Raw genomic sequence first — 18,166 nt, forward strand, 5'->3', positions numbered from 1 at the left:
CCATGGACCTCGATGCCGTGCCACAAGAGGGCAACGTGACCCTCGCAGGCCATTCCAAGCTGATGTACGCCCGCGACGCGCAAGGCCGCGTCGTCACCACCACGTCCAAGGGCTGGGAGGCGGAAGAGATCGTCACCAGCCACGCGGTCGATGTGCTCATCGAGCAGGCGCAGGAGGCCAAGGCGCGCGTGAAGGCCGGGCTGGCCTCGCCGCTCGAGTACTGGATGTACGAGCGCCGCATGGACGTGGCGCTGCTCTCGCAGACCAGCGGCTTCTGGCAATGGCGCGTGCGCCGCCACCTGCAGCCGCGCCATTTCGCCGCGTTGTCGCCGGCCCAGCTCGCCCGCTACGGCCAGGCGCTGGGGCTGCCCGTTTCCACCCTGCAAGGCCTGCCGTGAACTTCCAACACCAACAGGCGGCGCACTGCGAAAGCGGCGTCATCTCCAGCCTCATGCGCCACCACGGTGCGCCGATGAGCGAGGCGATGGCGCTGGGGTTGTCGTCGGCGCTCTCGTTCGCCTACCTGCCGTTCATCAAGCTGTCGGGCCTGCCGCTCATCTCGTACCGCATGCCGCCCAAGGCCATCATCAAGGGCCTGCTGGCGCCGATGGCCGCGCGCTTTCGCTTCGAGACCTTCCGCAGCCCGCAGGCCGGGCAGCAGCGGCTGGACGCGCTGCTGGCCGACGGCCAGCTCGTGGGCCTGCAGACCTCGGTTTACTGGTTGCCGTACTTTCCGCCGAACATGCGCTTTCACTTCAACGCGCACAACCTGCTGGTCTACGGCAAGGACGGCGACGACTACCTGATCAGCGACCCGGTGTTCGAGGAGCCCGTGCGTTGCGCCAGCGAAGACCTGTCGCGCGCCCGCTTCGCCAAGGGCGTGCTGGCACCCAAGGGCCTCATGTACTACCCGCAGGCCATCGAGCGCAAGGCGGTCGACGCCGCCTCGGTGACCCGGGCCATCCGCAAGACCGTGCGCAACATGCTCGCACCCGTGCCCATCGTCGGCGTGCGCGGCATGCGCACGCTGGCCAGGCGCATGCAGAAGCTGTCGCCCAGCGATCCGCGCAGCGTCGACTTCATCGGCCATCTGGTGCGCATGCAGGAAGAAATCGGCACGGGCGGGGCGGGCTTTCGCTTCATCTACGCGGGCTTCCTGCAGGAGGCGGCGCAGCTGCTCGACAAGCCGCAGCTCACGCAGATGTCCGAACGCCTGATCGCCATCGGCGACGGCTGGCGCGCGTTCGCGCTCAAGGCGGCGCGCATGGTCAAGGGCCGCGAGCCGGTCGATCCGGTGGCGCTGGCGGGCAAGCTGCGCGAGCAGGCGCAGCAAGAGGAAACCTTCTTCCGCGACCTCAAGGCCGCTGTTGCCTGATGCTCGAGCTTCACCAGCTCGGCTACCGCTACCCGCACGCTGACAAGGCCGCGCTGGCCGACGTGTCGCTCGCCGTGCCGCGCGGTTGCGTGCTGGGCCTGCTCGGCCCGAACGGCGCCGGCAAGACCACGCTGATCTCGCACCTGTCGGGTGCGCTCGCGGTGCAGTCGGGCGACATCCGCATCGACGGCCGGCCGCTGCAGCAGGTGCGAGCCAAGGCGCCCACGCGCATCGCCGTGGCGCCGCAGGACCAGGCCTTCTATCCGATGCTCACCGTGGCCGAGAACCTGGCCTGCTTCGCCGCGGCCGGCGGTCTCTCGGGGGCGCGCAAGAAGGCGCGCATCGACACCTGCACGCAGTTCGCGCAGCTCGAGCAGTTCGCGGGCGTGCGTGCCGAGCGGCTTTCGGGCGGCCTCAAGCGCCGCCTCAACCTCGCGATCGCCTTGCTGCCCGAACCCGAGCTGATGCTGTTCGACGAGCCGACGGTGGGTGTCGATCCGCAGTCGCGCGCCTTCATCCTCGATGCGATCAAGAGCCTGGCGCAGGCCGGCGCGGCGGTGATCTACGCCTCGCACTACATGGAAGAGATCGAGGCCATCGCCGACCGCGTGGCCATCCTCGACCAGGGCCGCGTGCTGCGCGAAGGCCCGCTCGACGCGCTGCTGTCGCAAAGCGCGATGCTGCTGACGCTGGCCGCCGACGGGCTCGATGCGCAGCGGCTGTCGCGCTTCGGCACGGTGGAGCAGGGCGCGGCGCACTGGCGCATCCACCTGCACGCAGGCACCGGTCCCGGCCCCGTGCTGGCCGCGCTCGAAGCCGAAGGCATCGAGGTGCGCCAGGCCGAGTTCGGCCGGCACGACCTCGAGCAGCTCTTCATGGCGCTCACGCACCGCTCGCTGCGCGACTGACCGAACGCCATGCTCCTAGCGCTCATCAAGAAGGAACTGCTGGCCCTCGTGCGCGACATGCACGGGCTGGCCGTGCTGTTCGTGATGCCGATGGTCTTCATCGTGCTGATGTCGCTCACGCTGAAGGACATCTACCGTCCGCCGCTGGCCGAGCTGAGCTACGCGGTCGATGCACGCGACAGCGGCACGCCCGCCAAATGGCTGTTGCAGATCTGGCAGCGCAGCCACGGCGCGCCGCAGCCGCTGGGCAGCGACTGGCAGGCGCGGCTGCGCAGCGGCACGCTCAAGTACGTGATCGTGCTGGAGCCCGGGCTGTCGGACGAACTGGAATCGGCCGCGCTCTCCACGCGTGCCCACATCCGCCTGCTCGCCGAACCCGGCATCGACGCCAATCTGTTCAACGCACTGCGCGCCGAACTCATCGGGGCCTCGGGCGAACTCAAGGCGCGGCTCGCGCTGGCGGTGCCCGGCACGGCCAGCCCCGCGCCCGATGCGTCCATCCAGGCGATGGTGCAGGCCGAGCGCTTTGCCACCGCCGGCCCGCGGCCCACGTCGGTGCAGCAGAACGTGCCGGCCTGGCTGGTGTTCGGCATGTTCTTCGTGGTGGCCTCGCTGTCCAGCCTGTTCGTGCAGGAGCGCGGCTCGGGCGCGCTCGGCCGGCTGCAGAGCCTGGGCGTGTCGCGTTCGATGCTGCTGGCCTCCAAGGCCTTGCCCTACCTCGGCGTGAACGCGCTGCAGGCGCTGCTGATGCTGGCGGCGGGCATCTGGTTCATGCCGCTGATCGGTGGCGACGCGCTCTCGCTCGCGGGCATCCACTGGGGCGGCCTGCTGCTGTCGCTGGCGGCCGTGAGCCTGGCGGCGGTGAGCCTGTCGCTGGCGGTGGCCTGCCTCGTGAAGAGTCATGCGCAGGCCGCCACGCTGGGGCCGATGGTGAATGTGCTGATGGCGGCGGCGGGCGGCATCATGGTGCCCAAGTTCGTCATGCCGGGCTTCATGCAGCGCATGGTCGAAATTTCTCCCATGAACTGGGGGCTCGAAGCGCTGCTCACCGTGCTGCTGCGCGGCGGCGGCGTGGCCGAGGTGCTGCCGCAGGTCGGCCGGCTGGTGGCGTTCGCGGCCCTCATGTTCTTCGTGGCTGTCTTTCTGTTTCGCAGGCGCGCACCGTGACGAGCACCGCTTCTTCTCCTGAATTCATCGCCCGCCTCAAGGCCCTCGTGCTCGAGGCCGTCGAAAAAGACGCGCCGCCCGGCGGCCTCGGCGACGACGAGCCGCTGTTCGGCCCCGAGGCGCGGCTGGACCTCGACTCGCTCGATGCGCTGCAGGTGTCGATGGCGATCCAGCAGCACTTCGGCCTGCGCATGCCCGACAGCAAGGACACGCGCCGCGCCATGACCTCGATCGCGCACCTGGCGGAACACCTGGCGCAAGCGGGCAAGGCATGAGTCCTGTGTACCTGGCCGGCATGGGCCTGGCCTGCGTGCTCGGCGACGATGTGCCGTCGGCGCTCGCGGCATTGCGGCGCGGTGGTGTGCCGCCCACGCCGGTGACCGTGGCTGACGGCCTGCAGTGGCCGGTCTACACGCTGGCGGTGCCGCCCGGTGACTGGGCGCAGCGCGTGCAGCACACGGTGCGCCGCGTGGTCGCGCAGACCGGCGACGGGCTGGACCGGCACGGGCCGTTGTTCGTGGCCTCGTCGTCGCTCGACATCGGCGCCATGGAGCACGCGCAGCACGACGCGCGGCTCAGCGGCGACCTGCAGGATTTCGCCGACATCGCCGCCGCCGCGCTCGACTGGCAGGGCCCGGTCTTCACCGTCTCGACCGCCTGCACCTCGGCGCTCAACGCGATGCTGGCGGCGGCCGACATGGTGCGTGCGGGCGAGGCCCGCGAGGCGCTGGTGATCGGCGCCGAACTCGACAACCGCTTCACCGTGGCCGGCTTCGGCGCGATGCAGCTGCTGGCGCCCGACAGCGCGCGGCCTTTCGGCGCGGGGCGCCAGGGGCTGGTGCTCGGCGAAGCGGTGGCGGCGCTGCGGCTCGGATCGCAACCCGCGCGCTGGGCGCTGCTGGGCGGCGCCAACGTGGTCGACGGGCGCAACCCCTCGGGCACCGAGGCCAGCGCCGTGCGCGCGATGTGCCGCGACACGCTGGCGCGCAGCGGCCTGCAGCCCGCGGACATCGACCTCATCAAGGTGCAGGCCGCCGGCAGCCCGGTCAACGACGCGATCGAGGTCGAGGCGCTGCGGCAGGTGTTCGACCCGCTGCCGCCGCTGGTGTCGCTCAAGTCGGCGATCGGCCACACGCTGGGCGCGGCCGGGGCGGCGGAGCTGGCCCTGCTGGTCGGCTGCATCGAAGGCGCCGCCTGGCCGTCGGTCGGCTACACGCTGGACGAGACGCTGGGCATCGCGCTGAGCGACGGACCGCCCGCGCGGCTGCGCCACATCCTGCTCAACGTGGTGGGCTTCGGCGGCGGGCATGCGTCGCTGGTGCTCAAGGATTGCGACGCCGCATGACCACACCGACTTGGCGCACTGTCGCGCACGTCGTGGCGCATCCGCCGCCCGACGACTGGCGCGACGCGCTCGCGACCCGCCTGGGCCGCCGGCCGCGCCGCGTCGGCCTGTGGACCGAGCTGGCGATGTACGGCGCGCTGCGCTGCCTCGACGCGGCCGGCGAAGCCGCGCTGCCGGCGGGCGCGCGCTTGCGCGTGACCAGCCGGCGCGGCGCGTGGGAGGCCACGCGCGCGGGGCTGGCACAGCTCGACGCGGGCCTGCCGATGCCCTTCACCTTCATGCAGGGCCAACCCGCGCTGATGCTGGCGGAAGTCGGCCGCTGCCTCGACTGGCAGGGCGATGCGAGCTTCATGCTGTGCCGCGATCTCGCGCGGCCGCTGGCGCTGTCGCAGCTGGGCGCGGGGTGCGACGGGCTGCTGTTCGGTGTGGTGGAGGAGACGTTCGGCGACGTGCCGCCGCGCTCCGAATGGTGGCGGCTGGTGCCGGCAGATCAGGTGGCGATCGAGCGCTGAAGGTTCTCGCGCGCTCGCGCTTCGAGCAGTGCGTGCATGCGTGGCGTGGCGTAGATCTCCGGGCGAGCTAGAAAGTGCTGGAGGATCGCGCGCCGGCGCGGCAGGCGAATCTCCTCCGGAACGAAACCGTATTCCGCATGCACCTGGCGCTCGTACTCGTCGAAGCGCGCACGCTCGGCGCCGAGGATCGACAGGTCGATGTCGATCAGCAGCTCGGCGTCGCGGCCCTCGGGCACGGCGTCGTGGCGCGTGGCCATGACGAGTGCGTGGACGCGTTCGGCCGACGCTGTGTCCACACCGGCGACCTGCAACGCCTGCCGCGCCCAGTCGGCGCTGCGCGCTTCGTTGTCATGCGCATGCACGTCGTAGATCGCGTCGTGGAACCACAGCGCCAGCGCGACTTCGCCGGGGCGTTCGGCGAGCGCCTGCTCCCGGTCGAACCACGCGAGGCATTCGCCCAGGTGCTGCATCGTGTGGTAGTGGCGCTGCGGCTCGCCGTAGCGGCGTTGCAGTTCGAGCCGCAATGTGTCGTCGGGCGCGGCAACGCCCAGCGCGTGCCAGGCGGCGGTCCAGTTCGCGTGCAGCGCCTGCGGTGTCATCGCGGCTATTGCTCCATCGCGGCCTTGACCTCCTGGCCGAGGTCGAGCACCGACATCGCGTAGTAGCTGCTCCAGTTGTAGCGCGTGATCACGTAGAAATTGCGCGTGCCCGCGACATAGGTGGGCGGCGCGTCGAGGCCGTTCTGCAGCTCGATGAGCGCCAGCAAGCCCTTGTGCTTCAGGCCTTCGCCCTCGGGCACGGCGCCCGCGGCCACGAAGCTGTCGGCGCTGAAGGTCGGCAGGATGTCGGGCGCCAGCAGCAGCGCCTTCTTCAAGCGCGCTTCCTCGAAGTGCACCGGATAGATCGACGGCATGCCCGGCGTCCAGCCGAAGCCCTTGAAGTAGCTTGCCACCGAGCCGATCACGTCGACCGGGTTGTTCACGAGGTCGATGCGGCCGTCGCCGTCGAAGTCGACCGCGTACTTGGCGATGCTGCTGGGCATGAACTGCGGCATGCCCATGGCGCCGGCGTAACTGCCCACGGGCGTGAGCGGGTCGTCGGCGGTGCGGCTTTCGGTGCTCAGGAAGCTTTCGAGCTCGCCGCGGAAGAAGGCGATGCGCTCGGCCGCGCGCGGGTGGCCCTGCGGGAAGTCGAAGGACAGCGTGGCCAGCGCATCGATCACGCGGAAGTTGCCCATGTTGCGGCCGTAGATGGTCTCGACGCCGACGATGCCGACGATGATTTCCGGCGGCACGCCGTAGGTGGCCTCGGCGCGCGCGAGTGTCTCGGCATTGGCGCGCCAGAAGCGCACGCCGGCCGCGATGCGCACCGGGTCGATGAAGCGGCTGCGATAGGTCTGCCAGTTCTTCACCGTGCCGACCGGGCCCGGCAGCATCAGGCGCGGCACGTTGGGCAGGAAGCGTGCGGCGCCGATGGTGGCGCGCACCCAGTCGCGGTCGAGGTTGCGGCGCTGGGCGACGTCGTCGGCGAACGCCATGGCGTCGTCGCGCGTGGCGTAGGGAGTGCTGCCGCGCACCGGCGTGACGGCGGGGCGGCCATTGGCCTGGGGCTTCTGGGCCAGGGCGCCCGTGGGCCAGGCGACGCAGGCGGCGAGGAGGGCGGTGGCGGCCACTGCGGCGCGCAAGGGCGTGGGGAAGGCGTGTGACATGGGCACGATTGTGCCGCCCGTGCGCATGCGCACTTTCGGGGGACACATGTGGTTGCAGCCGCGCGTCAGGCGCGCGGCGGTGCGGGCGGCCAGGGCAGCCGGCGGAACTCGGCGCGCAGCGCGGCGAGCGAGGCCGATGGGCCGGATGCGGCGGGTGCGTAGCGCTGGGCTTCGAGCTTCAGCAGCCAGTCGCGCACGGCCTGCGCGGCGGGCCCGAAGCGGGCATCCGCGGCCTGGGCCATCTGGCGCGGCGGCGCCGTCTCGGGCAGCGGCAGGCCGGCCTTGGCCAGGCGCGCGCGGGCCCGGCCCAGCAGGCGCAGCCACGGGTCGTGCCGGCTGCGCTCCCACAGCGTCCAGCCGGCGCCGGCCAGGCTCGCGGCCACCAGCAGGTACAGCAGCACGTAGCCCAGGTCTTCCAGGCTCGGGGCGTTGAAGCCGAGGGTCTTGAGCAGGTCGAGCTGGCGGCTCTGCGTGTAGTTGAGCACCCACTGGTTCCAGCCGTTGTTCACGGCCTCCCAGGCGGCGCGCAGGTTCTGTACCAGCGTCGGGCTCATGACGCCGATGGCGCCGGCCAGCAGGCCGGGCTGCGGCGTGAGGCGCTGGAACTGCCCGATGCGCCCCGGCGCGACCGAGCCGGTCGGGTCGACGCGCACCCAGCCCGCGCCTTCTTGCCAGACCTCGGCCCAGGCGTGCGCGTCGCTCTGGCGCACCACCCAGTAGTTGTCGACGTTGTTGAGCTCGCCGCCCTGGTAGCCGGTGACGATGCGCGCCGGGATCTGCAGATTGCGCATGAGCACCACGAAGGCCGAGGCGATGTGCTCGCAGAAGCCTTCCTTGCGATCGAACCAGAACTCGTCGGCGGTCTCGTTGCCGTACACGCCGGGCTCCAACGTGTAGGTGTAGCCGCCGGTGCGCAGGCGTTGCAAGGCGGCCTGCACGAAGGCGTTGGCATCGGCGCCGGCCAGCGCGGGGTCGGCGCGCATCTGGGCGGCGAGCGCGGCGGTGCGTGGGTTGCTGCCGGGCGGCAGCACCAGGTAGGGCTGCAGCCGGCCGCCGGTGCGCACGATCGGGCCGCTCTGGAACTGCGGGTGGCTCTCGGCGCGGTAGCGCACGAGGTCCATGATCGGCCGGTTCACGAACCACTGCAGGTCGGGCGTGCCGGTGACCTCGTAGCCGGGCACCTCGGGTGCGCGCGGCGCGGCGTCGAGCGTGAGCAGCCACGGGCGCTGGCTGGCCTCGAGCGTGACCTCGTAGCGCACCGGCTCGCCGCGCGTGCGCAGGTTCGACACCGACTGCCCGCTGCGCGCCCAGGTCGGCAGCGCCGTCCATTCGCGGCCGTCGAACTGCGCCAGCACGGGGCCGCGGAAATACAGCTGGCTCTGCGGCGGCGCGCGGTTGTCGTCGAACTTGATGCGCGCGGCGATGCTCCCGTCGAGCGCCAGCTCGGCGATGGTGCCGACCCGCATCGTGTTCGACAGGCCGGTGCGCCCGGCCATGGCGTCGCCGGGCGTGCCCCACAGCGGCGCGAAGCGCGGGAACAGCAGGAACAGCGCGAGCATCACCGGCGCGCCCGCCAGTGCCATCCAGCCGGCCATGCGCGCGGCCTGCATCAGCGGCGGCCGGCCCACCGGCATGTGGGCGTTGACCAGCGCCGTCAGCAGGCCCAGCAGCGCCAGCAGCATGGTGAAGGCGGTGAGCAGTGACTGCGAATAGAAGAAGTTCGTGAGCATCGCGAAGAAGCCCAGGAAGAAGACCACGAAGGCGTCGCGCCGCGCGCGCAGCTCCAGCGTCTTGAGCGCCAGCAGGCACACGACCAGCGTGACGCCCGCGTCGCGGCCCAGCAGCGTGCGGTGGGTGGCGTAGGTGCCGGCCAGCGCCAGCGCCAGCAGCGCGATGCGCCACCACTTGCTGGGCAGCGGGCGCGCCTGCACCGCCAGCGAGGCGCGCCACAGCAGCACCATGGCGGTGATGGCCGAGCACCACCAGGGCAGCTCGTCCACCTGCGGCAGCAGGATGAGGCCGATGACGCACAGCAGGAACAGCGTGTCCCGTGCGTCCCTCGGCAGTGCGGTGAGTTCGCGTACGACCCGGTTCATGCGGCGACCTCGTTCATGCGCACAGCGCCAGCGCCTCGAGGCAGGCGCGCCGGTGCGCTTCGCCCTGCGACGGCTTCACCGTGCGGCCGGCGACGCGCACGCCGTAGTCCACGCCGAGCCGGTCGGCCATCAGCACCCAGGCGCACAGGCGCGAGAGGCGGGCCTCGGTGTCGGGCAGCGCGGCGGCGTGCGCGTCGAGCCAGAGTTCTTCGCGTTGCGTGTGCTGCGTGTCGCGGCTCACGAGGTCTTCGGAGCCGTTGGCTTGCGCGCGGGCGGCCTTCTTCCAGACCACGAGCTTGAGCGGATCGCCGCGCCGGTAGGCCCGCACGCCGTCGTACTCGCCGGCGTTCTGCGCCCGCACCGCGGCCGACGCGGCGGCGGGCCCCGAGAGCGGCTCGCCCGCCGGCAGCGGCGGCGGGTGGGCTTCGGGCGTCGGGTACACGAGCAGCTGCGCGGCCGGCCGCCAGACGGTCCAGACGCGGAAGGTGCCGAGCGGAAAGCGCGTCTCGGCGGTCAACGCCGGCACCGGGTGCAGGCCGCGCCGCTCGGGCTGGAAGGCGATCTCCACCGTGGCCGTGCCTTCGGCCGGCACGTCGGTCCAGGCCCACTGGCCGCTGCCGCGCACCGCCATGCCGATGCCGTAGCGCACGCTGCGCCGTTCGTTGTGCAGCACCACGCGCAGCACCGCCGCAGCGCCCGCGAACTGCGCCTCGGGCGGCACCATGCGCAGCGCCAGCCCGCGCAGCGTGGCGTGGCACACGTGCATGCCCACCGCGACGCTGCCGGCCAGCAGGAAGGTCAGCAGGTAGCCCAGGTTGAGCTGGTAGTTGATCGACGCCACCAGCAGCACCAGCAGCGTGGCCGCCAGCGTCCATCCGGCGCGCGTGGGCACGATGTAGACGTTGCGCTGGGTGAGCTCGAGCGTGTCCGACGGGGCCCGGCGCGAGAGGAACCAGCCGTCGATGCGCGAGCGCAGGACGCCGACAGGGTTCACGGCAGCGGCACCGCGGCGATCATGGCGCGCACCTGTTCGACGGCGCCGCGACCGGCGTCGCCCACGGGCGTGAGGCGGTGCGCGATGGTCTGCGGCAGCACGGCCTGCACGTCGTCGGGCGCCACGTAGTTCCGGTTGGCCAGCAGCGCCTGCGCCTTGGCGGCGCGCAGCACGGCGATGCCCGCGCGCGGCGACAGGCCCTGCAGGAACCAGCGGCCCGAGCGGGTCGCGGCGATCAGGTCCTGCAGGTAGTTCAGCAGCGGCTCGGCCGCATGCACCTGCTGCACGCGCTGCTGCAGCGCGGTGAGCTCGCCGGCGGTCAGCATCGCGGGCAGGCCGGCGAGCATCTCGCGGCGGTCGGCGCCGGCCAGCAGCTGGCGCTCGGCGGCCCGGTCGGGGTAGCCCAGCGAGATGCGCATCAGGAAGCGGTCGAGCTGCGACTCGGGCAGCGCGAAGGTGCCGAGCTGGTCCTGCGGGTTCTGCGTGGCGATCACGAAGAAGGGCGAGGGCAGGGGACGGGTCTCGCCCTCGACCGTGACCTGCTTTTCTTCCATCGCCTCGAGCAGCGCGCTCTGGGTCTTGGGGCTGGCGCGGTTGATCTCGTCGGCCAGCAGCACCTGCGCGAAGATCGGCCCGGGGTGGAACACGAAGGCCTGCTGGCCCCGGTCGTAGATCGCCACGCCCGACAGGTCGCCTGGCATCAGGTCGGCCGTGAACTGCACGCGCGAGAACTGCAGGCCGAAAGTGTGCGAGAGCGCATGGGCCAGGGTGGTCTTGCCGACCCCCGGCACGTCCTCGATCAGCAGGTGCCCGCCCGCCAGCAGACAGGCCACGCAGTCGCGCACCTGGGCCTCTTTGCCAACAATCACCGTGTTAAGCTGACTCAGCAAAGTGGCTAGCTTCGCAGCAACGTCCATATTTGTATCCATATGCAAACGATACCGTAAGACCTTGCGGCCCCATGCTGCGTGAGGTCTAGACGCGACGACACGAGACACGGCGAGAGATGGGCAAGACAGGCTACTTCACGCATCGCGACTTCTGGAAGCACGACATGGGCAACGGGCATCCCGAATGCCCCGAGCGGCTGGATGCCATCGAAGACCGGCTGCTGTTGACCGGCGTCGGCGACGCGCTGGCGCGGGGCGAGGTGCCCCTGGCCACGCTCGAACAGATCACCCGGGCCCACAGCCACGCGCATGTCGAACACCTCGAGGAACTGCAGCAGCGCCTCGTGGCCGACGCGCCCGCTGGCGGCCCCGACCATGCGCAGGTCGACCCCGACACCGTGCTGACCCGCTTCACCCTGCTGGCCGCCCGCCGCGCCGCCGGTGCCGCCGTGGCGGCCACCGACGCCGTGATGGCCGGCGAGGTCGAGAACGCTTTCTGCCCCGTGCGCCCGCCGGGCCACCATGCCTGCCGGGAGCAGGCCATGGGCTTTTGCTTCTTCAACAACGTGGCCATCGCCGCGCGGCACGCGCTCGAGGTGCACGGCCTGGACCGCGTGGCCATCGTCGATTTCGACGTGCATCACGGCAACGGCACCGAGAACATTTTGTCGAACGACCCGCGCGTGCTGATGGTCGGGTTCTTCCAGCACCCGTTCTATCCGTACAGCGGCACCGAGCACCCGGCGTCGAACATGCTGAACCTGCCGATCCCGGCCTACACCAAGGGCATGGACGTGCGCGAGCTGGTCGAGGCGATCTGGATGCCCCGGCTCGAGGCCTTCAAGCCGCAGATGGTGTTCATCAGCGCCGGCTTCGACGCCCACCGCGAGGACGAGCTGGGCCAGCTCGGCCTCAACGAAAACGACTTCGCCTGGATCACCGGCCGCGTGCGCGATGTCGCCAAGCGCCATGCGCGCGGGCGCATCGTCTCGCTGCTCGAGGGCGGCTACCACCTCGATGCCCTGGCGCGCAGCGTGGAAGCGCACATCCGCGTGCTGGCGGACCTGTAACCCGGTTGGTGCCCGTGGGGCGCCCTGTTTCTTTCACCGATGAATTTCAATTTCGACGACTTCCTCCAGCGCCTGCGACAGGTCGACGCGCACGGCCTGGGCATCGAACTGGCCGTGCTCGTGGCCTGCGTGGGCGTGGCATGGGGGGTATGCAAATGGTTCGGGCGCGACCAGCCCAAGGATTCGATCTGGTTCGGCGAGCGCACCTTCGACGGCCTGCTGTTCCCGCTGCTCGCGCTGGTGCTCACCGGCATTGCGCGCCGCCTGGCGCTCGACCTGCTGCCCGTGGTGCTGGTGCTGCGCATCGCCGTGCCGGTGTTCCTGTCGCTGGCGGTCATCCGCCTGGTCGCGCGGGTGCTGCGGGCCGTGTTCCCCACCTCCAGCCTGGTGCGGCTGATCGAGCGCACCATCTCGTGGCTGGCCTGGATCGCCGCCGTGCTGTGGATCGTCGGGCTGTTGCCGCCGGTGCTGGCCGAGCTGGACGACATCACGCTGGCCTTCGGCAAGACCCGCGTGAGCCTGCAGACCATCATCCAGGGCGCGCTGTCGGCGGGGCTGGTGCTGATGATCGCGCTGTGGATCTCCAGCACCATCGAGAAGCGCATCCTGCGCGAGGCCGTGAGCGACCTGTCGATGCGCAAGGTGGCGTCGAACGCGGTGCGCGCCTTTTTGCTGCTGATCGGCCTCTTGTTCGCGCTGTCGGCGGTGGGGGTCGACCTCACGGCGCTGTCGGTGTTGGGCGGCGCGCTCGGCGTGGGCCTGGGCTTCGGCCTGCAGAAGCTGGCGGCCAACTACGTGAGCGGTTTCGTGATCCTGCTGGAGCGCTCGATCCGCATCGGCGACAACGTGAAGGTCGACACCTTCGAAGGCCGCATCACCGACATCAAGACGCGTTACACGCTCATCCGCGCGGGCAACGGGCGCGAGGCGATCGTGCCGAACGAATCGCTCATCACCGGGCGGGTCGAGAACCTCTCGCTGGCCGACCGCAAGTTCAACATCACGACCAACATCGTGGTCGGCTACGAGAGCGACGTGGCGCAGGTGCAGGGCATCCTGTGCGACGCTGCCAAGGCCCAGCCGCGCGTCATGACCGACCCGGCGCCCATCGCCTACCTCGTCACCTTCGCGCCCGACGGCCTGGAGTTCAGCCTGAACTTCTGGGTCGCCGACCCTGACAAGGGCAAGGACAACGTGCGCTCGGCCATCAACATCGCCATCCTCGAAGGGCTGCGCGCCGCCCGCATTGACATTCCCTATCCGCAGCGGGTGCTGCGAGTGGAATCTTTGCCGGCGGGAATGGCCGCAGCGCCTCCCGCTGTTTTATAATCACGGAAAAGCACGATCGTTCTTTTTTTGGCCCTCGAGGCCGACAAGAAGAATGGAGAGGCAGCCAAGGCCGGCGTCCTAAAATGGCAGGCTGCTCTCGAAGCCCCCCTTTTTGCAATCCAATGGAGTCAAGTCAATGAAGGTTCTTGTGCCTGTCAAACGGGTCGTCGATTACAACGTGAAGGTGCGCGTCAAGAGCGACGGCACCGGGGTGGACATTGCCAACGTCAAGATGAGCATGAACCCCTTCGACGAGATCGCTGTCGAAGAGGCAGTGCGGCTGAAGGAAAAGGGCCTGGTCACGGAAGTGATCGCTGTGTCGTGCGGTGATGCCAAGTGCCAGGAAACCCTGCGCACCGCGATGGCCATCGGCGCCGACCGCGGCATCCTGGTCGAGACGAGCGAAGAGCTGCAGCCTCTCGCGGTTGCCAAGCTGCTCAAGGCACTGGTCGACAAGGAACAGCCCCAGCTGATCATCCTGGGCAAGCAAGCCATCGATGACGACGCGAATCAAACGGGCCAGATGCTGGCTGCGCTGGCCGACCTGCCCCAAGCCACCTTCGCCTCGAAGGTCGACCTGGCAGCCGACAAGGTCACCGTCGCACGCGAAGTCGACGGCGGCATGGAAACGCTGACGCTCACGCTGCCCGCGGTCATCACGACCGACCTGCGCCTGAACGAGCCGCGCTACGTCACCTTGCCCAACATCATGAAGGCCAAGAAGAAGCAGCTGGACACCTTCAAGCCCGAAGACCTGGGTGTGGACGTCAAGCCCCGCCTGAAGACCCTCAAGGTCAGCGAGCCCCCGAAGCGTGGCGCAGGCATCAAGGTGCCCGACGTCGCCACCCTGGTGGACAAGCTCAAGAACGAAGCCAAAGTGATCTGAGGAAGAAACGAACATGACCGCACTCGTCATTGCCGAACACGACCACGCCAGCATCAAGCCGGCCACCCTCAACACCGTGACCGCAGCCCTGGCTTGCGGTGGCGACGTCCACATCCTCGTGGCCGGTGCCAACGCCGCCGAAGCCGCCAAGGCCGCCGCCCAGATCGCCGGCGTGTCCAAGGTGATCGCCGCTGATAGCGCCAGCCTGGCAGAGAACCTCGCCGAGAACGTCGCAGCCCAGGTGCTGGCGATCGCCGGCAACTACAGCCACATCCTGTTCCCCTCGACCGCCAACGGCAAGAACGTCGCACCGCGCGTGGCTGCCAAGCTGGACGTGGCGCAGATCAGCGACATCACCAAGGTCGACAGCCCCGACACCTTCGAGCGCCCGATCTACGCCGGCAACGCCATCGCCACCGTGCAGAGCACCGACGCCACCAAGGTGATCACCGTGCGCACGACCGGCTTCGACGCTGCAGCCGCCACCGGTGGCAGCGCCACGGTTGAAACCGCTGAAGGCGTGGCCGACAGCGGCAAGAGCGCCTTCGTGGGCCGTGAAGTCACGAAGAGCGACCGCCCCGAACTGACCGCCGCCAAGATCATCGTCTCGGGCGGCCGTGCGCTGGGCAGCGCCGAGAAGTTCAACGAAGTGATGACGCCGCTGGCCGACAAGCTCAACGCCGGCCTGGGCGCCAGCCGCGCCGCCGTGGACGCGGGCTACGCCCCGAACGACTGGCAAGTGGGCCAGACCGGCAAGATCGTCGCGCCGCAGCTGTACATCGCCGCGGGCATCTCGGGCGCCATCCAGCATCTGGCCGGCATGAAGGACTCGAAGGTCATCGTCGCGATCAACAAGGACGAAGAGGCTCCGATCTTCTCGGTGGCCGACTACGGCCTCGTGGCCGACCTGTTCACGGCCGTGCCGGAACTCGTGAAGGCGCTCTGATCGCTTCAACGCATTGAGCCAGAAGGCATCGTTCGCGATGCCTTTTTTACATCTGCCGCTCCCACCGCGGCCCCTGGAGAGAAGACATGAGCTACACCGCCCCCCTCAAGGACATGCTGTTCGACATCGAACACCTGGCCAACATCGGCGAGATCGCCAAGCTGCCCGGCTTCGAAGACGCCGGCCTCGAAACCGCACAGGCCGTGCTCGAAGAGTGCGCGCGCTTCAACCAGGACGTGGTGGCGCCGCTGAACGTCGAAGGCGACCGCAACCCCTCGTCGTTCAAGGACGGCGAAGTCACCACCAGCAAGGGCTTCAAGGACGCCTTCGCGCAGTACGTGTCGGGCGGCTGGCAGGGCCTGCAGCATCCGGCGGACTTCGGCGGCCAGGGCCTGCCCAAGACCATCGGTGCGGCCTGCGGCGAAATGCTCAACTCGGCCAACATGAGCTTCGCGCTGTGCCCGCTGCTGAGCGACGGCGCCATCGAGGCGTTGCTCACCGCCGGCTCCGACGAGCTCAAGGCCGTGTACCTCGAGAAGCTCGTGAGCGGCCAGTGGACCGGCACGATGAACCTCACCGAGCCGCAGGCCGGCAGCGACCTGGCCATGGTGCGCAGCCGCGCCGAGCCGCAGCCCGACGGCACCTACAAGGTGTTCGGCACCAAGATCTTCATCACCTACGGTGAGCACGACATGGCCGAGAACATCGTGCACCTCGTGTTGGCCCGCGTGAGCGGCGCGCCCGAGGGCGTGAAGGGCATCAGCCTGTTCGTGGTGCCGAAGTTCATGGTCAATGCCGACGGTTCGCTGGGCGCACGCAACGACGTGCACTGCGTGAGCATCGAGCACAAGATGGGCATCAAGGCCTCGCCCACCGCCGTGCTGCAGTACGGCGACCACGGCGGCGCCGTCGGTTACCTCGTGGGCCAGGAGAACCGCGGCCTGGAGTACATGTTCATCATGATGAACTCGGCCCGCTACGCCGTGGGCATGCAGGGCATCGCGATCGCCGAGCGCGCCTACCAGCACGCCGTGGCCTACGCCAAGGACCGCGTGCAGAGCCGCCCGGTCGATGGCTCCATCAACGCCAGCGCGCCCATCATTCACCACCCGGACGTGAAGCGCATGCTGATGACGATGCGCGCCTACACCGAAGGCTGCCGCGCGATGGCCTCGGTGGCCGCCGCCGCCTACGACGCCGCGCACCACCATCCCGATGCGGATGCGCGCAAGCAGAACCAGGCCTTCTACGAATTCATGGTGCCGCTCGTGAAGGGCTACAGCACCGAGATGAGCCTCGAAGTGACCTCGCTGGGCGTGCAGGTGCACGGCGGCATGGGCTTCATCGAGGAGACCGGCGCGGCGCAGTACTACCGCGACGCGAAGATCCTCACGATCTACGAAGGCACCACCGCGATCCAGGCCAACGACCTCGTGGGCCGGAAGACCGCACGCGACGGCGGTCAAACGGCCAAGGCGATCGCCGCGCAGATCGAGAAGACCGAGGCCGAACTCGCTAAGAGCGACAGCGCCGCGGCCGCAGCCGTCCTCAAGCGCCTGACCGCCGCGCGCCTGGCCTTCATCGACGTGGTCGACTTCGTCGCCGGCCAGACCAAGGCCTCGCCGAACGCCGTGTTCTCGGGCAGCGTGCCGTACCTCATGCTCGCGGGCAACCTCGTGGCCGGCTGGCAGCTGGCGCGTTCGCTGATCGTGGCGCAGGACCAGGCCTCGCACAACGTCGACGTCGCCTTCATGCAGGCCAAGATTGCCACCGCGCGCTTCTACGCCGAGCACATCCTGAACAAGGTGCCGGGCATCCGCGACAGCATCGTCGAAGGTGCCGAGAGCGTCACGGCGCTGGCGCTCGAAGCGTTCTGACGCACCCGCCGCTGTCGCCGATCTGACGGGCGGCAGCGGCCCCTTGCTCTTATAAAACCGAACCCCTTCCCGGAGACGACATGTCCAAGCTGCCTTCTGTTCTCGCGAACCTCCCGCTGCCGATCATCGGCTCGCCGCTGTTCATCATCAGCAACCCCAAGCTCGTGATCGCGCAATGCAAGGCCGGCGTGGTCGGCTCGATGCCGGCGCTCAACGCCCGCCCGGCCGCCCAGCTCGAAGAGTGGCTGATCGAGATCACCGAGGAGCTAGCGGCCTACAACAAGGCCAACCCGGACAAGCCGGCCGCGCCCTTCGCCATCAACCAGATCGTGCACAAGAGCAATGACCGCCTGGAGCACGACATGGAGATGGTCGTGAAGTACAAGGTGCCGATCGTGATCACCTCGCTGGGCGCGCGCACCGACGTGAACGACGCGGTGCACAGCTACGGCGGCGTGACCTTGCACGACATCATCAACAACAAGTTCGCGCAGAAGGCGATCGAGAAGGGCGCCGACGGCATCATCGCCGTGGCGGCCGGTGCCGGCGGCCATGCGGGCGTGAAGAGCCCGTTCGCGCTGGTGCAGGAAATCCGCCAGTGGTTCGACGGCCCGATCGCGCTGTCGGGCTCCATCGCCTCCGGCGGCGCGGTGCTCGCGGCGCAGGCCATGGGCGCCGACTTCGCCTACATCGGCACCGCCTTCATCGCGACCGAAGAAGCGCGCGCGAGCGAGGAGTACAAGCAGGCCATCGTGGACGGCAACTCGGACGACATCGTCTATTCGAGCCTGTTCACCGGCGTGCACGGCAACTACCTGGCGCCCAGCATCGTCAAGGCCGGCATGGACCCGGCCAACCTGCCCGAAGGCGACGTGACGACCATGAACTTCGGCGGCGGCGAAGGCAGCAAGGCCAAGGCCTGGAAAGACATCTGGGGCTCGGGCCAGGGTATCGGCGCGATCACCGAAGTGGCGAGCGCGGGTGCCTTCATCGAGAAGCTCAAGCGCGAATACCAGGAAGCACGACAGCGATTGGCACTTTGAACAGTTCGCACGCACCGGCA

General features: G+C 69.5%; 18 protein-coding genes. 13 read left to right on the forward strand and 5 right to left on the reverse strand.

Going from position 1 to position 18,166, the window contains the following annotated elements; all coding sequences use genetic code 11:
* Positions 1-2 precede the first annotated feature (2 nt).
* From AC1RAA_RS00555 to AC1RAA_RS00585, 7 genes are read left to right on the forward strand one after another with little or no spacing between them, the layout of a single operon-like run.
* Positions 3-398: a DarG family dialkylresorcinol biosynthesis protein gene (locus tag AC1RAA_RS00555; RefSeq protein ID WP_492725884.1), complete on the forward strand. Its 396-nt coding sequence runs from the start codon at positions 3-5 to the stop codon at positions 396-398.
* On the forward strand, positions 395-1,375 hold the full coding sequence (darH, locus tag AC1RAA_RS00560; protein ID WP_492725886.1) for a BtrH-related acyltransferase DarH: 981 nt from the start codon (positions 395-397) through the stop codon (positions 1,373-1,375). The genes AC1RAA_RS00555 and darH overlap by 4 nt, the downstream gene beginning before the upstream one ends.
* Positions 1,375-2,283: an ABC transporter ATP-binding protein gene (locus AC1RAA_RS00565; RefSeq protein ID WP_492725887.1), complete on the forward strand. Its 909-nt coding sequence runs from the start codon at positions 1,375-1,377 to the stop codon at positions 2,281-2,283. The genes darH and AC1RAA_RS00565 overlap by 1 nt, the downstream gene beginning before the upstream one ends.
* Positions 2,284-2,292: 9 nt before the next feature.
* The gene (locus AC1RAA_RS00570; protein WP_354346351.1) at positions 2,293-3,450 is read left to right on the forward strand and encodes an ABC transporter permease; all 1,158 of its coding nucleotides are present in this window, start codon (positions 2,293-2,295) and stop codon (positions 3,448-3,450) included.
* Positions 3,447-3,725 carry an acyl carrier protein gene (locus AC1RAA_RS00575; RefSeq protein WP_095947360.1) on the forward strand — a complete coding sequence of 93 codons (279 nt, stop codon included), beginning with the start codon at positions 3,447-3,449 and terminating at the stop codon, positions 3,723-3,725. Before AC1RAA_RS00570 ends, AC1RAA_RS00575 begins: the two co-directional genes overlap by 4 nt.
* Positions 3,722-4,795, forward strand: coding sequence for a beta-ketoacyl synthase N-terminal-like domain-containing protein (locus AC1RAA_RS00580; protein WP_492725888.1), 1,074 nt, complete (start codon positions 3,722-3,724; stop codon positions 4,793-4,795). Before AC1RAA_RS00575 ends, AC1RAA_RS00580 begins: the two co-directional genes overlap by 4 nt.
* Positions 4,792-5,307, forward strand: a complete 516-nt coding sequence (locus tag AC1RAA_RS00585; protein ID WP_492725890.1) for a hypothetical protein — start codon at positions 4,792-4,794, stop codon at positions 5,305-5,307. The genes AC1RAA_RS00580 and AC1RAA_RS00585 overlap by 4 nt, the downstream gene beginning before the upstream one ends.
* On the opposite strand, the gene AC1RAA_RS00590 is transcribed toward AC1RAA_RS00585, so the two are convergent.
* The 5 genes from AC1RAA_RS00590 to AC1RAA_RS00610 all read right to left on the reverse strand — a co-directional run bounded on the left by AC1RAA_RS00590 (position 5,286) and on the right by AC1RAA_RS00610 (position 11,022).
* Positions 5,286-5,906: an HD domain-containing protein gene (locus AC1RAA_RS00590; protein WP_492725891.1), complete on the reverse strand. Its 621-nt coding sequence runs from the start codon at positions 5,904-5,906 to the stop codon at positions 5,286-5,288. The two genes, AC1RAA_RS00585 and AC1RAA_RS00590, sit on opposite strands and share 22 nt — an antisense overlap.
* A gap of 5 nt (positions 5,907-5,911) precedes the next feature.
* Positions 5,912-7,015 (reverse strand): lytic murein transglycosylase B, encoded by a 1,104-nt coding sequence (mltB, locus tag AC1RAA_RS00595; RefSeq protein WP_062482271.1) that lies wholly within the window; start codon positions 7,013-7,015, stop codon positions 5,912-5,914.
* Between the two features lie 65 nt (positions 7,016-7,080).
* Positions 7,081-9,111 (reverse strand): transglutaminase TgpA family protein, encoded by a 2,031-nt coding sequence (locus tag AC1RAA_RS00600; protein ID WP_492725894.1) that lies wholly within the window; start codon positions 9,109-9,111, stop codon positions 7,081-7,083.
* Positions 9,112-9,124: 13 nt separating this feature from the next.
* The gene (locus tag AC1RAA_RS00605; RefSeq protein ID WP_492725897.1) at positions 9,125-10,105 is read right to left on the reverse strand and encodes a DUF58 domain-containing protein; all 981 of its coding nucleotides are present in this window, start codon (positions 10,103-10,105) and stop codon (positions 9,125-9,127) included.
* Positions 10,102-11,022, reverse strand: a complete 921-nt coding sequence (locus AC1RAA_RS00610) for an AAA family ATPase (protein WP_070059454.1) — start codon at positions 11,020-11,022, stop codon at positions 10,102-10,104. Before AC1RAA_RS00610 ends, AC1RAA_RS00605 begins: the two co-directional genes overlap by 4 nt.
* An 89-nt stretch (positions 11,023-11,111) precedes the next feature.
* On the opposite strand from AC1RAA_RS00610, the gene AC1RAA_RS00615 reads away from it, so the two are divergent.
* From AC1RAA_RS00615 to AC1RAA_RS00640, 6 genes are all read left to right on the forward strand, one after another.
* A complete protein-coding gene (locus AC1RAA_RS00615) occupies positions 11,112-12,065 on the forward strand; it encodes a histone deacetylase family protein (RefSeq protein ID WP_056583365.1) in 954 nt (317 codons plus the stop codon).
* Between the two features lie 39 nt (positions 12,066-12,104).
* A complete protein-coding gene (locus AC1RAA_RS00620) occupies positions 12,105-13,394 on the forward strand; it encodes a mechanosensitive ion channel family protein (RefSeq protein ID WP_492725899.1) in 1,290 nt (429 codons plus the stop codon).
* Positions 13,395-13,530: 136 nt separating this feature from the next.
* Complete coding sequence (locus tag AC1RAA_RS00625) at positions 13,531-14,280, forward strand: electron transfer flavoprotein subunit beta/FixA family protein (protein ID WP_354345839.1); 750 nt, start codon at positions 13,531-13,533, stop codon at positions 14,278-14,280.
* A 13-nt stretch (positions 14,281-14,293) separates the two neighbouring features.
* Positions 14,294-15,226, forward strand: coding sequence for an electron transfer flavoprotein subunit alpha/FixB family protein (locus tag AC1RAA_RS00630; protein WP_095744806.1), 933 nt, complete (start codon positions 14,294-14,296; stop codon positions 15,224-15,226).
* An 86-nt stretch (positions 15,227-15,312) separates the two neighbouring features.
* Positions 15,313-17,103, forward strand: a complete 1,791-nt coding sequence (locus AC1RAA_RS00635; protein WP_070059450.1) for an acyl-CoA dehydrogenase — start codon at positions 15,313-15,315, stop codon at positions 17,101-17,103.
* 80 nt (positions 17,104-17,183) lie between these two features.
* The gene (locus AC1RAA_RS00640) at positions 17,184-18,146 is read left to right on the forward strand and encodes an NAD(P)H-dependent flavin oxidoreductase (protein ID WP_062482679.1); all 963 of its coding nucleotides are present in this window, start codon (positions 17,184-17,186) and stop codon (positions 18,144-18,146) included.
* Positions 18,147-18,166: the final 20 nt, after the last annotated feature.

It is taken from the genome of Variovorax sp. GW823-FHT04F07 (assembly GCF_058795995.1).